This window comes from Serratia sp. EC4, from assembly GCF_059652115.1.
Window position 1 is genome coordinate 215814 of sequence record NZ_JBNIDE010000003.1, and the last position, 13645, is coordinate 229458.

Here is a 13645-nt window from a genome sequence, read left to right on the forward strand (position 1 = left end):
AGGATCAAATATTGCGTCAGGTCATTTTTAACCAGAATTCGCCAATATCATTAACCTTTGTGATGATTTCTGAGGGGAATAATGCTGTCATCACAGGGTCATTTGTCGCTATCATGATGAAAAACGCGGCATCTGGGCCGGATCGGCTTTCAATTCCGGCATTCAGCGTCTATCATGCGCGCTCGAAAAATTTCCATTGGCGTAACTGGTTTGAGCTTCATTTGATCAGCGGGCATCCCGCAAGCTCCGGCAGTCTTTTCCAGTTGCGGTTCTATCTGCATTAGCCCACGGGATAGAGTAATACGATAAATGACTGAGACATCCTCTCCGACTCCCCTTGTTGAACTGCATGCCCTGAGCAAAGCGTTCGATGGCAAAACCATCATTGCCGATCTGGATCTGACGATTAATCACGGCGAATTCCTCACCATTCTCGGCCCCTCCGGCTGTGGCAAAACCACGGTGCTGCGCCTGATCGCCGGTCTGGAAGACGCCGATCGGGGCCGCATCGCGCTCGACGGCCAGGACATCACCGCCATTCCGGCCGAACATCGCCACGTCAACACCGTGTTTCAAAGCTACGCCCTGTTTCCGCACATGTCGGTGTTCGACAACGTCGCCTTCGGCCTGCGCATGCAAAAGGTGCCGGCGGCGGAACTGACGCCGCGCGTGGAAGAGGCGCTGCGCATGGTGCAGCTGGATGCGTTCGCCAAGCGGCGGCCGGGGCAGCTCTCCGGCGGCCAGCAGCAGCGCGTGGCCATCGCCCGCGCGGTGGTCAACAAACCGAAGGTGCTGCTGCTGGACGAATCGCTGTCGGCGCTGGACTACAAGCTGCGCAAGCAGATGCAGAACGAACTGAAAGCGCTGCAGCGCAAACTGGGCATCACCTTCGTGTTCGTTACCCACGATCAGGAAGAAGCGCTGACCATGTCGGATCGCATCGTGGTGATGCGCGAAGGCCGCATCGAGCAGGACGGCACGCCGCGTGAGATCTACGAAGAGCCGAAGAACCTGTTCGTCGCCAGCTTCATCGGCGAGATCAACATCTTCGACGCGGTGGTTTTGCAACGCCTCGATCCGCAGCGGGTGCGCGCCAACGTCGAGGGCCGCGAGTGCGACATCTACGCCGATCTGCCGGTGGAGCCGGGCCAAAAGCTGAAGGTGCTGCTGCGCCCGGAAGATCTGCGGGTGGAAGAAGTGAACGACAGCGCGCAGCACGACGGGTTGATCGGGTACGTGCGCGAGCGCAACTACAAAGGCATGACGCTGGAGTCGGTGGTCGAGCTGGAGAATGGCAAAACGGTGATGGTCAGCGAGTTCTTCAACGAAGACGATCCGGACGTCGATCACTCGCTCAATCAGAAGATGGCGGTGACCTGGGTCGAAAGCTGGGAGGTGGTGCTGGCCGATGAAGAAATCGCGTAAAGTCTTTCAGAATGTGGTGATCGTCGGCGTCGTCGCCTGGCTGCTGCTGTTCGTGTTCATGCCGAACCTGATGATCATCGGCGCCAGCTTCCTGACCCGCGACGACGCCAACCTGGTGCAGATGGTGTTCACGCTGGATAACTACCGGCGTTTGTTCGATCCGTTGTACGCCCAGGTGCTGCTGCACTCGCTGAACATGGCGCTGATCGCCACCCTGTGCTGCCTGGCGATCGGCTATCCGTTCGCCTTTATCCTGGCGCGCTTGCCGCAGAAGGTGCGGCCGCTGCTGCTGTTTCTGCTGATCGTGCCCTTCTGGACCAACTCGCTGATCCGCATCTACGGCCTGAAGCTGTTTCTCAGCACCCGCGGCTATCTCAACGACGCGCTGCTGTGGATCGGCGTCATCGACAAGCCGCTGCGCATCATGTACACCTCGGAAGCGGTCGTCCTCGGCCTGGTGTATATTCTGCTGCCGTTTATGGTGATGCCGCTCTACTCCAGCATCGAAAAACTCGATAAATCCTGCCTGGAGGCGGCGCGCGATCTCGGCGCCAGCAAACTGCAGACCTTTATCCGCATCATCGTGCCGCTGACCATGCCGGGCATTATCGCCGGCTGCCTGCTGGTGGTGCTGCCGGCGATGGGGCTGTTCTTCGTCGCCGATCTGATGGGCGGCGCCAAGAATCTATTGATCGGCAACGTGATTAAAAGCCAGTTCCTCAATATCCGCGACTGGCCGTTCGGCGCGGCCACCAGCATCTGCCTGACGCTGGTGATGGGGCTGTTGCTGCTGGTCTATTACCGGGCCGCCCGTCTGCTGAACAAGAAGGAGGATCTGGCATGATCGGACGTCTGCTGCGCGGCGGCTTTATGACGCTGGTATACGCCTATCTGTATATCCCGATCGTCATCCTGATCGTCAACTCCTTCAACGCCTCGCGCTTCGGTATCAACTGGCAAGGGTTTACCGCCAAGTGGTACAGCACGCTGCTGAATAACGACAGCCTGCTGCAGGCCGCGGGGCACTCGCTGACCATGGCGGTGCTCTCCGCTACCTTCGCCACCCTGATCGGCTCGCTGACCGCGGTGGCGCTGTACCGCTACCGCTTCCGCGGCAAGCCGTTTGTCGGCGGCATGCTGTTTGTGGTGATGATGTCGCCGGACATCGTGATGGCTATCTCGCTGCTGGTGCTGTTCATGCTGCTGGGCATTTCGCTCGGCTTCTGGTCGCTGCTGTTCTCGCACATCACCTTCTGCCTGCCGTTCGTGGTGGTGACCGTCTACGCGCGCCTGAAAGGCTTCGACGTGAAGATGCTGGAAGCCGCGCGCGATCTCGGCGCAAGCGAGTTCACCATCCTGCGCAAAATCATCCTGCCGCTGGCGATGCCGGCGGTGGCGGCCGGTTGGCTGCTGAGCTTCACCCTGTCGATGGACGACGTGGTCGTCTCCTCCTTCGTCACCGGGCCGAGCTACGAGATTTTGCCGCTGAAGATCTACTCGATGGTGAAAGTCGGCGTCTCGCCGGAGGTCAATGCGCTGGCCACCATTTTGCTGCTGCTGTCGCTGGTGCTGGTGATCGCCAGCCAGTGGGTGATGCGCGATCGCGCGCCCAAGGCAGAATAATCCTTCTCGCCGGGCGCCGCAGCGCCCGGTTGTGATCCCCTTCACAACCGGCACCGGTTGTCACTCTCTGACCATCGGTGCCTATTTCCGCCCCGCCGATTGCAGCGGCGAAAACTTCCCCCTATAACTGAATCCAGGCAAGGCGCCTTATTTTTTCTCGCTTTCAGGGAGTTTATTCAGCAACGTCGTCATCCATTAAAATATAAAAAGGAACTGCCATGAAAGGTATTATCGATAATATCTTAAATAAGCTGCAGCTTTTCTCCAAAGCCATGATGGGGCCGATATTTTTCCTGCCGGTAATCGGTCTGATTCTGGCGCTCAGTTCTATTCTTACCAATGCCACATTAATCAATGAACATTCCGCCATCTTCTCTATCGGTAAAATGATCGGCGATACCTTCTGGCCGTTATTCGGCAATCTCGGGCTGATTTTCTGTATCGGTATTACCTACGGCCTGGCCAAAGACAAGAAAAGCGAAGCGGCACTGGTCGCAGTGATGTGCTTTATCATGTTCCTCGGCGCCAATTCGTCTTATCTGCAATTCAGCGGCCACGTCGCGGCCAAGATCAACGGTGAGTATTATGGCACCGGGCAGACGGAGTTGCTGGGTTTTACCGTGGTGGATATGGGCATTTTCCTCGGTCTTATCCTCGGCGTCACCATCGCCTGGGTGCATAACCGCCTGTGCAACGTCGAACTCAACGGCGTGTTCTCGGTCTACGGCGGCGCCAAGCTGGTGCTGATTGCCATGACGCCGATCATCATGCTATACGCCGTCGCCTTCAGCTACCTATGGCCGGCGATCTCACAGGGCCTGATCGCGCTGACCGGCTTTATGAAAAGCGCCGGCTCGCTCGGGGTATTCGTCTACGGCTTCTTTGAGAAATTCCTGATCCCCACCGGGCTGCACCACTTTATCTGGTCGCCGTTCCAGCTCACCAGCATCGGCGGTTCGATCGTGCAGGACGGCCAGACCGTCTCCGGTTCGCAGGCGATTTTCCTGGCCTACATGCGCGACCCGAGCATCTCGCCGCTGATGAACGAGGCGCTGCGCTTCTCGCAGCAAGGGATGGTGACCATCTTCGGCCTGTCGGGCGCGGCATTGGCTTTCTATCACACCGCCAAGCCGGAAAAGAAAGTGCTGGCCAAGGCGATTCTGATCCCGGCCATCACCACCTCGATCCTGGTCGGCATCACCGAGCCGATAGAGTTCACCTTCCTGTTTATCTCTCCGCTGCTGTGGGTGATCCACGCCGTGTTGACCGCGCTGTCGCAGGTGGCCTGCAACCTGTTGCAGGTGCGCCCCTGGGGCGCCAGCGGGCTGGTCGAGTTCCTGGCCTACAACCTGCCGCTGCCGGTTTCCCTCACCCGCTGGCCGCTGTATGTGGTCATCGGCCTGGTGCAGTTTGCGGTGTATTACCTGGTGTTCAAAACGCTGGTGCTGAAGCTCAATCTGAAGACGCCGGGCCGTGAAGATGATCAGGACGTCAAACTCTATTCCAAACAGGATTACCGGAACCGCAAAAATACCCCGGACGAGCCGAGCGGCATCATTATTCGCGCGCTGGGCGGCAAGGAAAACATTATTTCCGTCGATAACTGCTTTACCCGGCTGCGGGTGGAATTAAAGGATATGGCGCGGGTGGATGAGGCCGCGTTGAAAAGCACCGGCGCCAAAGGCGTGGTGAAGAATCGCCGTGAAGTACAGGTGATTTACGGCGTCACGGTCGGCAAGGTCAAAAATCAGGTAGAGAAATATTTAGCGGCACTCTAACGCTTTATTAATGGGAGATATCGAATGAAATTAACCGTTCTCGGCGGCGGCGGCGTGCGTTCCCCGTTCCTCGCCAAGTCCATCGCCTATAACGCCCATCGCATCGGCATTACCGAAGTGGTGTTTATGGATACCGATGAGCGCCATCTGGCGATCTACGGCGCCCTCGCGCAGGGCGTATTCCAGCGCATTCGCGGCGACATTGCTTTCAGTCTCAGCAGCGATCCGCGCCAGGCGCTGCAAGACGCCGATTACATCATCACCACCCTGCGCATCGGCGGCGAGGAAGGCCGCATCCATGACGAGCGCATCGCGCTCAATCACCAGTTGCTCGGGCAAGAAACCACCGGCGCCGGCGGCTTCGCCATGGCAATGCGTTCGATTCCGGCGATCCTCGACTATTGCCGCCTGATCGAGCAGCTTTCCTCGCCGGACGCGGTCCTGTTCAACTTCACCAATCCTTCCGGCATGGTGACCGAGGCGATCATCAAATCCGGCTTCCAGCGCCGGGTCTACGGCATCTGCGACGCCCCCAGCGAGTTTATCCGCGAACTGGCCGAGCTGCTGGACTGCCGCGAAGACCAACTGAGCGTCGACTGCTTCGGCCTCAACCATCTTTCCTGGTTCCGCAATGCGCGCGTCAACGGCGAGCCGGTCACGGAACGGTTGCTGGCGGATCCGCGCCTGTATCGCGATACCTGCATGAAATACTTCTCGCCGGAGCTGGTGGCGCTGTCGGACAATTTGATGCTCAACGAGTATCTCTACTATTACTACTACCGTGAGCAGGCGATCGCCGCCATCGTCGCGGGCGGCGAGACGCGCGGCGAACAAATCGCGGCGATCAACCGCCAAATGCTGTCAGAGTTAGGCGAACTGGACATCCCCCGCCAGTTGGAACACGCCTTCTCTGTCTATTTCTGCCATTACCTGCAGCGCGAAAACTCCTACATGCAGCGCGAGTCCAACCAGGGCAAGGTGAAAACGCGTGAGATGCTGACGCTGCAACAGTTTATCGAACAGCCGGACAGCGGCGGCTATGCCGGGGTGGCGATCGACATTCTGGAGGCGGTCAACAGCGGCCGGCAAAAACGCGTGGTGGTATCGATGCAAAACCGCGACACACTCGATTTTCTGCACCCGGAAGACGTGATCGAAATCAGCTGCGAATTGAGCAGCGCCGGCATTCAGCCGGTCAAAATGCGCGATATTCCCGACACCCAGAAAAACCTGATTTCGCAGGTGAAAGAGTACGAACGGTTGGCGGTGGCGGCGATCCTGACCGGCAATCGCCAGCTGGCCATCAAGGCGCTGATGGTGCACCCGCTGGTCAACTCCTACTCGCTGGCGAAAACGCTGGTGGAGGAGTACCTGCAGGTTCACCGTCAATATGCCGGGCACTGGCGCTAAATGGCGCGGCGCGGCCGTCAGCGGCCGCGTCGTTCAAACCAGGCGGTGATCACATTTTCGAATCCCAACAGACAGTGACCGAAAAACGGGTTGGGATAGTAGATATCGTGATCGTATTTTTGCCGGTCCTCAAACAGAAAGGTCATGTCGGCCTGCTGCGCCAGCGGGCTGTCGCCGTCGCCGCAGAAGGCCGCCAGCAGAATGCGGTTACGCTTCACCGCCTCGCCCCAGCTCAGCGCCGAGCCGCTGTTGCCCGACTTTGAAATCACGATCACCATGTCGAAGCGAAAGCGCGTCTCACGGTCAAGAATGTCGAAATCCGGCCACAGCGACAGGTAACTGTCTACGCCCAGCGTCATAAACTTGTTGTACATATACTGCGCCACCAGCTGCGAAAAACCGCTGCCGTGGATCAGGATCTTGCCGCTGTCGAGCAGATCGAGAAACTGCGCCTGCTGGGCCGGCGGCACCGCCGACGTAGGGCGTTCCGCCTGGTAGGCCGGCGCCATCGTCAGGTTGAATTTGATGAAATAGACCAGTTCGAGATAGCCGCGAAAGCCCAGCTTTTTAGCCAGCCGCACCAGCGTCGAGGGGGAACTGTAGCAGCGTGCGGACACCGCGCGGATGCCGTCGTCGATGCAGGCGTCCGGGTTGTCGAGAATGCAGTGCAAAATCGTCAGATCCGTCTTGCTGAGCTCCGCCTGGCTGAAGACCTGTTTGAAATTCATCGCCGCCCTCGTTTATTCGCCAAAATTATTGTTTCGCACGCGCTTCACCGCCTGTCCAGCGCGAGACACACAAATTGTGATGCGCTTTAAGCCGCCGAACCCCTTGATTTGCCAGCGGGATAACCGCCTTTACCCACCCCGCCCCGGCCCCTATAATGGCCCCTTTCTGGGGTATGGCGCGGCCGGAAACGGCAGCCCATACGGGTTCGGCTCACTACTGCTGAAGGATACGCTGCATGAAAAAGTGGTCACATCTGCTCGCAGCCGGGATGATGGCGCTGAGTTTCTGCTCTGCAAACGCCTCTGACGGCAAAACGCTGTATTTCTATAACTGGACTGAATACGTTCCGCCGGGGCTGCTGGAGCAGTTCACCAAAGAAACCGGCATCAAGGTGATCTATTCCACCTATGAATCCAACGAAAGCATGTACGCCAAGCTGAAAACCTACAAAGACGGCGCGTACGATCTGGTGGTGCCTTCCACGTACTTCATCGCCAAGATGAGCAAGGAAGGCATGCTGCAAAAAATCGACAAGAGCAAGCTCAGCCACTTCAAGGATCTCGATCCCACCCTGCTGAACAAGCCGTTCGATCCCAACAACGACTATTCCATTCCTTACATCTGGGGCGCTACCGCCATCGGCGTCAACAGCGACGCGCAGGATCCCTCTACCGTTACCGCCTGGGCCGATCTGTGGCAACCGCAGTACAAGGGCCGCCTGCTGCTCACCGACGACGCGCGCGAAGTGTTCCAGATGGCGCTGCTCAAGCTGGGTTATTCCGGCAACACCACCGATCCGAAAGAGATCGAAGCCGCCTACCACGAACTGCAGAAATTGATGCCGAACGTGCTGGCCTTCAACTCCGACAACCCGGGCAACCCGTTTATGGAAGGGGAAGTCAACGTCGGCATGGTGTGGAACGGTTCGGCCTTTGTGGCGCGCCAGGCCGGCACGCCGCTGGAGATCGTCTGGCCGAAGGAAGGCGGGATCTTCTGGATGGACAGCCTGGCCATTCCGGCCAACGCGCGCAACGTCGAAGGGGCGCTGAAGCTGATCGACTTCCTGCTGCGGCCGGAAATTGCGGTGCAGGTGGCGGAGACCATCGGTTACCCGACGCCGAACCTGGCGGCGAAGAAGCTGCTGTCGCCGGAGATCGCCAACGACCCGTCACTCTATCCGGATAAGGCGGTGATTGAGCACGGCGAGTGGCAAAACGACGTCGGCGACGCCAGCACGCTGTACGAAAGCTACTTCCAAAAGTTGAAAGCCGGGCGCTAATACGCCCCGCCATCTCATCAGGGCGCGCAGTGCGCCCTGATGCCTTTCTCAGGGCCTGTCGGCCCGCGCCACCTTGCCCACCAGGAACTTGTGCACAAAACGCGGCACCACTTCACTGGCCAGACCGTAGTGTTTCTCGTCGAACTGGCTTTCCACCTGACTCGGCTCCAGGTTCAGCTCCATCGCATAGGCGCCGCCCAGCCGCGCCTCATGCACGAACCCGGCCGCCGGATAGACGTGGCCGGAAGTGCCGATGGCGACGAAGAAATCGGCCTTGCTCAGCGCCTGGTAGATGTCGTCCATGCCCAGCGGCATCTCGCCGAACCACACCACGTGCGGCCGCAGCGGCGCCGGGAACTGGCAGCAATGGCAACGATCGTCGACGCTGAGATCGCCGGGCCATTCGAACACCTGCCCCGACTGGGTGCAGCGCACCTTCAACAATTCGCCGTGCATATGCAGCACCCGCTTGCTGCCGGCGCGCTCATGCAGATTATCGATGTTTTGCGTGACCAGCAGGAAGTTGTCCCCCAGCCACTCTTCCAGATCCGCCAGCGCGCGGTGCGCGGCGTTCGGAACGATCTCCTCCATCTGCAGCTGACGGCGGCGTTCGTTGTAAAACGCCTGCACCAGCGCCGGATCGCGCTGGAAACCTTCCGGCGTGGCGACATCCTCCACCCGGTGCTCTTCCCACAACCCATCCGCGGCGCGGAAGGTGCGAATGCCCGACTCGGCCGAAATGCCGGCCCCGGTCAACACCACCACAAACGGCTTTTTCAGCTCGGCCGCCGCCATGGTGTCACGGTGAAAAATGCGTGAACGAAAGCGCTGATGCAGCACATGCTTACTCTTGCGAAACTGACACAGCCGATGGCGAGTGTGCATTAACTCTCTCCTTACTTTTCCCTGTTTACCCTTCTTACTGGACGTTGCGGCGTTGTTGGCTGCATACATTCACGCCTGGCCGCAACGCCCATTACGTTGGGCGAGCCAAATTGAGAAACGCCGCGCCGCGCACGCCGCCGGCGTCGCCATAGCGCGCTTTCTCGATGCGCGGCAGCCGGGCCACCCGCAGCAGGTGAGCCGGCAGCCGCTGCGGCAACGCCTGGTAAATGGCGTCGAAGTTCGACAGCCCGCCGCCGATCACCACCAGGTGCGGATCCAGCACCGTCAGCAGGTTGCCCAGGCAGATCGCCAGCACGTCCATAAAGCGGTCGACGTGAGCCACCGCCTGCGGCTCGCCCGCCTGATAATGCGCAATGATCTCGGTGGCAGGCAAGCGCCGGTCATAGAAATGGGCGTACATCCATTCGAAACCGCGGCCCGATATGTAATTTTCAATGCAACCCTGATGGCCGCACCCGCAGGCAACGCGAGGCACATCACGCCCCAGCACCTCGAGCGCGTCCACCGGCAGGCGCAAATGGCCGAACTCGCCGGCGATATAGTTGCGCCCGGGCACCGTCTTGCCGCCGACGATCAGGCCGCCGCCTACGCCGGTGCCGAGAATGATGCCCAGCACCGTCGGGTAGCGGCGGAACTCGTCGTCCCAGGCTTCCGACAGCGCAAAGCAGTTGGCGTCGTTATCGACGCGCACCTCGCGCCCGATCAGCGCCGCCAGATCGCGCGGCAGCGGCCGCCCCATCGCCGCCGGCACGTTGGCGGTAAACAACGTGCCGTCATCGTCGTTGGGCAGACCCGGAATACCGATGCCGACGCTGCCGCGCCGGCCGCAAAACGCATCCGCCTCAAGGGTCAGATCGCACAGCGTGGCCAGCAGCTGCCGGTAATCTTCACGCGGCGTCGGCACCCGCTTTTGCCAAATGCGCTGCAGGTTGTCGTCGAACACCCCCAGCTCAATCTTGGTGCCGCCCATATCGAAACCGTAGTACATAACCCATCCCCAGGCTAAAAAAACGGGGCGGCATCGCTGCCTCCCCGTCGGTTTTATTGTCCGCTCAGCACCCGCGCCGGATCGATGCGGCTGGCGCGCCTCGCCGGATACCAACTGGCCAACAGGCTCAGCACGATGGCGGTCGCCAGCACGATCAGCACATCCAGCCAGTGCAGCTCGGAAGGCAGGAAGTCGATGAAGTAAATATCGCCCGACAGGAAGGAGTGACCGACCAGTTTCTCGATGCCACGGATGATGTTGGTCAGCTGCAGCGAGGCGATCACCCCGATCACCACGCCGCTCAGGCTGCCCAGCAGCCCGGCCAGCAGCCCGTACCAGATGAAGATGGCGCGGATAAAGCCGTCTTTGGCGCCCAGGGTGCGCAGCACCGCGATGTCGGCGCTTTTGTCTTTCACCGCCATCACCAGCGTGGAGACGATGTTGAAGCAGGCCACGCCAATCACCAGCACCATCGCCAGGTACATGATGGCGCGGATCATCTGGATGTCGCGATACATATAGCCGTACTTGCCGATCCAGCTCTTGATGTAGATGTAAGCGTTGGTCACTTCGCCGGCGTCGCGCACCAGCTTGTTGGCGGCGAACACGTCGTTCATCTTGAGCGCGATGCCCGTGACGCTGTCACCCATGTCGAGATACTGCTGCGCGTCGGCCAGCGGCACCAGCGCCAGGCTGTGATCGAGCTGGCCGCTGAGCTGCAAAATGCCGGTCACGTGCAGGCGAATGCGCTTCGGCTGCAGCAGCTTCATTTCCGGGTCGCTGTTGGGGATCATCACCGTGACATAGGCGCCCTGCTTGACGCCCAGCGCGTCGGCCACGCCCTTGCCGAGGATCACCTGCTGCTCGCCGGGCTTGAAGTTGGCCCAGGCGTCGCCCTGCACATACTGCGGCAGCGCGCTCAGTCGGCTCTCCTGCTGCGGATCCACGCCTTTGACTTCCACCGCGCGCAGCTGCGCGCCGTTTTCCATCAGGCCGGTAAAGTTAATGTACGGCGCGGCGGCCAAGATGCCCGGCACCTTTTCCACCCGCTGCAGAATCGACGGCCAACCGCTGAACGGCTGATTGACCGGCTCGAGCTCGCCGTGCGGCACCACCGCCAGAATGCGGTTCTTGAGCTCGCGCTCAAAGCCGTTCATCGCACTCAGGCCGACGATCAGCACCGCCACCCCCAGCGCGATGCCGATGGTGGAGATGACCGAGATCAGCGACACCATGCCGCCGCGTTTACGGCCGCGGCTAAAACGCAGGGCCGTCAGGAAGGACAGTGAGGCTCCCGCCATTACTCGGCCCCCATCAGGGTCAGCTGCGCCTGCAGGTGGCCGTCGGCCATTTCCAGCTGGCGGCTCAGGCGCTTGGCCAGCTGCAGATCGTGCGTCACCACTAGGAACGCGGTGCCCTGGCGCACGTTCAGCTCGCCCAGCAGATCGAAGATGCTGTCTGCAGTGCGTTTATCCAGGTTACCGGTCGGTTCGTCCGCCAGCACCAGCGCCGGGTTGTTGACCAGCGCACGGGCGATCGCCACGCGCTGACGCTCGCCGCCGGAAAGCTCGGACGGGCGGTGTTTGCTGCGCTTTTCCAGCCCGACCGCCGCCAGCATCTCCCGCGCTTTCTCCTGCGCCTGCGCCGGCTTGCCGCCGCCGATCAGCAGCGGCATGGCGGCGTTTTCCAACGCGGTGAAGTCCGGCAACAGATGGTGGAACTGATAGATGAAGCCCAGCTGGCGGTTGCGCAGCTCGGCCTTGGCCGCCGAAGACATGGCGTTCAGCGATTCGCCCTTGAAGATCACCTCGCCGGAGGTCGGCGAGTCCAACCCGCCCAGCAGGTGCAACAGGGTGCTCTTGCCGGAACCCGAGCTGCCGACGATCGCCATCATCTCGCCCTGCTGCATGGCAAAGCTGACGTTGCGCAGCACGTCGGTGTGCAGATTGCCTTCCTGGTAGGTCTTGCACAGGTTGTCACACTGCAGCAAAAGATGGTTACTCATAACGTAAAGCCTCAGCGGGTTGTACGGCGGCAGCGCGCCATGAAGGATAAAGCGTGGACAACAGGGAAACCGCCATCGCCACCACGGCGATGATCGTCACCTGCAGCGGATCGACCGCCACCGGCAGCGAAGCGCCGTCGATCAAGGCGCCGAGGATCGGCATCAGGTTATTCAGGTTGGTGGCCAGCAGCACGCCGAGCAGCGTGCCTAGCAGCGAACCGATAATGCCGGCGCTGGCGCCTTGCACCATGAACACCGACATGATCTGGCGGCGGGTCAGCCCCTGGGTCTGCAGAATGGCGACCTCGCCCTGCTTCTCCATCACCAGCAGGCCGAGCGACGTAATGATGTTAAACGCCGCCACCGCCACGATCAGGCTGAGCAGCAGCCCCATCATGTTCTTCTCCATACGCACCGCCTGGAACAGCTCGCCCTTGCGATCGCGCCAGTCTTTCCAGACAGTGCCCGCCGGCAGCGCCTGTTGGCTGAGGGTATCGACCGTCAGCGGCTGTTGCAGGAACAGGCGCCAGCCGGTGATGTTGCCGGCCGGGTAGCGCATCAGGCGCGAAGCGTCCTGTTGGTTGACCAGCAGCTGATAGCCGTCCACCTCGCTGTTGGCGTGGAAGGTGCCGATGAGAGTGAACAGGCGCTGGCTGGGAATGCGGCCCATCGGCGTGAACTGGCTGGCGCTCGGCACCATCACGCGCAGCGAATCGCCGCGCTTGACGCCCAGTTGCCCCGCCAGCTGTTCGCCGATGATGATGTTGTATTGGCCCGGCTGCAGTTGCTGCTGCTTGACGTTGACCAGATACGGGGTCAGCGGATCGGCCTCGTCGGGATTGACGCCGAGCATCACCCCGACCGCCACGCTGCGGGCGCTTTGCAGCACCACATCACCGGTGGTCAGTGGCGCGACGCGCGTGACGCCCTGCAGCTTCTGCACCTCGGAGGCCGGCAGCTGCTGCGGGTTGACCGATCCTTGCGGACTGGTGACCAACGCCTGCGGCATCAGGCCGAGAATGTTGTTTTCCAGATCCTTTTCGAATCCGTTCATCACCGACAGCACGGTGACCAACGCCATCACCCCCAGCGTAATGCCGATGGTGGAAAGCCAGGACACAAACCGCCCGAAGCGGTCTGAGGCTCGCCCGCGCATGTAGCGCAGGCCAATGAATAACGCGACAGGTTGATACATGAAATCCGTTTGATAGCCGTGGCTTAAGCAAAGTGATCATGGATAATAAAGGCTCTCCCTCGTTTAGGGAACACCCGACGGCCTTTTATTGCGTGGCGGCGAAGAGGGAGACGGCGGCAGCTTCGCGCGTTATTTATCCTCAACCGCAAAAAACAGACGGTATTAACCGGTTAAATAACCGGCAGAAAATTGATGGGCAGCGCTTTTTGCTGTGTCAGTTTGCCGGCCGCTGGGCTACTATAAACAGCATAAAGGCGCTGGGTTATCCGTGCCGGGACGCCATCCAACACATTGATTAAAGATACCT

14 protein-coding genes are annotated in these 13645 nt (G+C 60.3%); 8 read left to right on the forward strand and 6 right to left on the reverse strand.

Annotated features, from left to right (window positions below; all coding sequences use genetic code 11):
- Positions 1–11 precede the first annotated feature (11 nt).
- From ACP39K_RS11155 to ACP39K_RS11180, 6 genes are all read left to right on the forward strand, one after another.
- Complete coding sequence (locus ACP39K_RS11155) at positions 12–284, forward strand: hypothetical protein (RefSeq protein WP_126186627.1); 273 nt, start codon at positions 12–14, stop codon at positions 282–284.
- A gap of 25 nt (positions 285–309) precedes the next feature.
- A complete protein-coding gene (gene potA / locus ACP39K_RS11160) occupies positions 310–1425 on the forward strand; it encodes a spermidine/putrescine ABC transporter ATP-binding protein PotA (protein ID WP_033640616.1) in 1116 nt (371 codons plus the stop codon).
- The gene (gene potB, locus ACP39K_RS11165; protein ID WP_004941149.1) at positions 1409–2269 is read left to right on the forward strand and encodes a spermidine/putrescine ABC transporter permease PotB; all 861 of its coding nucleotides are present in this window, start codon (positions 1409–1411) and stop codon (positions 2267–2269) included. The genes potA and potB overlap by 17 nt, the downstream gene beginning before the upstream one ends.
- Positions 2266–3048: a spermidine/putrescine ABC transporter permease PotC gene (potC, locus tag ACP39K_RS11170; protein WP_033640617.1), complete on the forward strand. Its 783-nt coding sequence runs from the start codon at positions 2266–2268 to the stop codon at positions 3046–3048. Before potB ends, potC begins: the two co-directional genes overlap by 4 nt.
- Positions 3049–3266: 218 nt before the next feature.
- Complete coding sequence (locus ACP39K_RS11175; protein ID WP_497008489.1) at positions 3267–4826, forward strand: PTS transporter subunit EIIC; 1560 nt, start codon at positions 3267–3269, stop codon at positions 4824–4826.
- 24 nt (positions 4827–4850) lie between these two features.
- Positions 4851–6236 carry a family 4 glycosyl hydrolase gene (locus ACP39K_RS11180; protein WP_033640619.1) on the forward strand — a complete coding sequence of 462 codons (1386 nt, stop codon included), beginning with the start codon at positions 4851–4853 and terminating at the stop codon, positions 6234–6236.
- A 17-nt stretch (positions 6237–6253) separates the two neighbouring features.
- Here the strand turns inward: ACP39K_RS11180 and ACP39K_RS11185 are convergent, their stop codons facing one another.
- Complete coding sequence (locus ACP39K_RS11185; RefSeq protein WP_261280501.1) at positions 6254–6964, reverse strand: MurR/RpiR family transcriptional regulator; 711 nt, start codon at positions 6962–6964, stop codon at positions 6254–6256.
- A 236-nt stretch (positions 6965–7200) separates the two neighbouring features.
- Between ACP39K_RS11185 and potD the strand changes: the two genes are divergently transcribed.
- On the forward strand, positions 7201–8244 hold the full coding sequence (gene potD / locus ACP39K_RS11190) for a spermidine/putrescine ABC transporter substrate-binding protein PotD (protein WP_025302505.1): 1044 nt from the start codon (positions 7201–7203) through the stop codon (positions 8242–8244).
- A 48-nt stretch (positions 8245–8292) separates the two neighbouring features.
- On the opposite strand, the gene cobB is transcribed toward potD, so the two are convergent.
- The 5 genes from cobB to lolC form a co-directional block, all read right to left on the reverse strand.
- Positions 8293–9129 (reverse strand): Sir2 family NAD+-dependent deacetylase, encoded by an 837-nt coding sequence (gene cobB / locus ACP39K_RS11195; RefSeq protein ID WP_342093796.1) that lies wholly within the window; start codon positions 9127–9129, stop codon positions 8293–8295.
- Between the two features lie 91 nt (positions 9130–9220).
- Complete coding sequence (gene nagK / locus ACP39K_RS11200; RefSeq protein ID WP_016928087.1) at positions 9221–10138, reverse strand: N-acetylglucosamine kinase; 918 nt, start codon at positions 10136–10138, stop codon at positions 9221–9223.
- Between the two features lie 53 nt (positions 10139–10191).
- Entirely contained in the window at positions 10192–11439 is a 1248-nt protein-coding gene (lolE, locus tag ACP39K_RS11205; protein ID WP_004941124.1) for a lipoprotein-releasing ABC transporter permease subunit LolE, read from the reverse strand.
- Positions 11439–12143 (reverse strand): lipoprotein-releasing ABC transporter ATP-binding protein LolD, encoded by a 705-nt coding sequence (gene lolD, locus ACP39K_RS11210; protein WP_289527310.1) that lies wholly within the window; start codon positions 12141–12143, stop codon positions 11439–11441. The genes lolE and lolD overlap by 1 nt, the downstream gene beginning before the upstream one ends.
- Positions 12136–13338 carry a lipoprotein-releasing ABC transporter permease subunit LolC gene (gene lolC, locus ACP39K_RS11215; RefSeq protein ID WP_004941116.1) on the reverse strand — a complete coding sequence of 401 codons (1203 nt, stop codon included), beginning with the start codon at positions 13336–13338 and terminating at the stop codon, positions 12136–12138. Before lolC ends, lolD begins: the two co-directional genes overlap by 8 nt.
- A gap of 38 nt (positions 13339–13376) precedes the next feature.
- On the opposite strand from lolC, the gene ACP39K_RS11220 reads away from it, so the two are divergent.
- Complete coding sequence (locus tag ACP39K_RS11220; protein WP_047575746.1) at positions 13377–13637, forward strand: hypothetical protein; 261 nt, start codon at positions 13377–13379, stop codon at positions 13635–13637.
- Positions 13638–13645: the final 8 nt, after the last annotated feature.

Bases quoted from the DNA above. Each gene is read 5' to 3' on its own strand.
- potA (WP_033640616.1), top strand. From the start codon at position 310: ATGACTGAGACATCCTCTCCGACTCCCCTTGTTGAACTGCATGCCCTG.
- potB (WP_004941149.1), top strand. From the start codon at position 1,409: ATGAAGAAATCGCGTAAAGTCTTTCAGAATGTGGTGATCGTCGGCGTC.
- potC (WP_033640617.1), top strand. From the start codon at position 2,266: ATGATCGGACGTCTGCTGCGCGGCGGCTTTATGACGCTGGTATACGCC.
- ACP39K_RS11175 (WP_497008489.1), top strand. From the start codon at position 3,267: ATGAAAGGTATTATCGATAATATCTTAAATAAGCTGCAGCTTTTCTCC.
- ACP39K_RS11180 (WP_033640619.1), top strand. From the start codon at position 4,851: ATGAAATTAACCGTTCTCGGCGGCGGCGGCGTGCGTTCCCCGTTCCTC.
- ACP39K_RS11185 (WP_261280501.1), bottom strand. From the start codon at position 6,964: ATGAATTTCAAACAGGTCTTCAGCCAGGCGGAGCTCAGCAAGACGGAT.
- potD (WP_025302505.1), top strand. From the start codon at position 7,201: ATGAAAAAGTGGTCACATCTGCTCGCAGCCGGGATGATGGCGCTGAGT.
- cobB (WP_342093796.1), bottom strand. From the start codon at position 9,129: ATGCACACTCGCCATCGGCTGTGTCAGTTTCGCAAGAGTAAGCATGTG.
- nagK (WP_016928087.1), bottom strand. From the start codon at position 10,138: ATGTACTACGGTTTCGATATGGGCGGCACCAAGATTGAGCTGGGGGTG.
- lolE (WP_004941124.1), bottom strand. From the start codon at position 11,439: ATGGCGGGAGCCTCACTGTCCTTCCTGACGGCCCTGCGTTTTAGCCGC.
- lolD (WP_289527310.1), bottom strand. From the start codon at position 12,143: ATGAGTAACCATCTTTTGCTGCAGTGTGACAACCTGTGCAAGACCTAC.
- lolC (WP_004941116.1), bottom strand. From the start codon at position 13,338: ATGTATCAACCTGTCGCGTTATTCATTGGCCTGCGCTACATGCGCGGG.
- ACP39K_RS11220 (WP_047575746.1), top strand. From the start codon at position 13,377: ATGGATAATAAAGGCTCTCCCTCGTTTAGGGAACACCCGACGGCCTTT.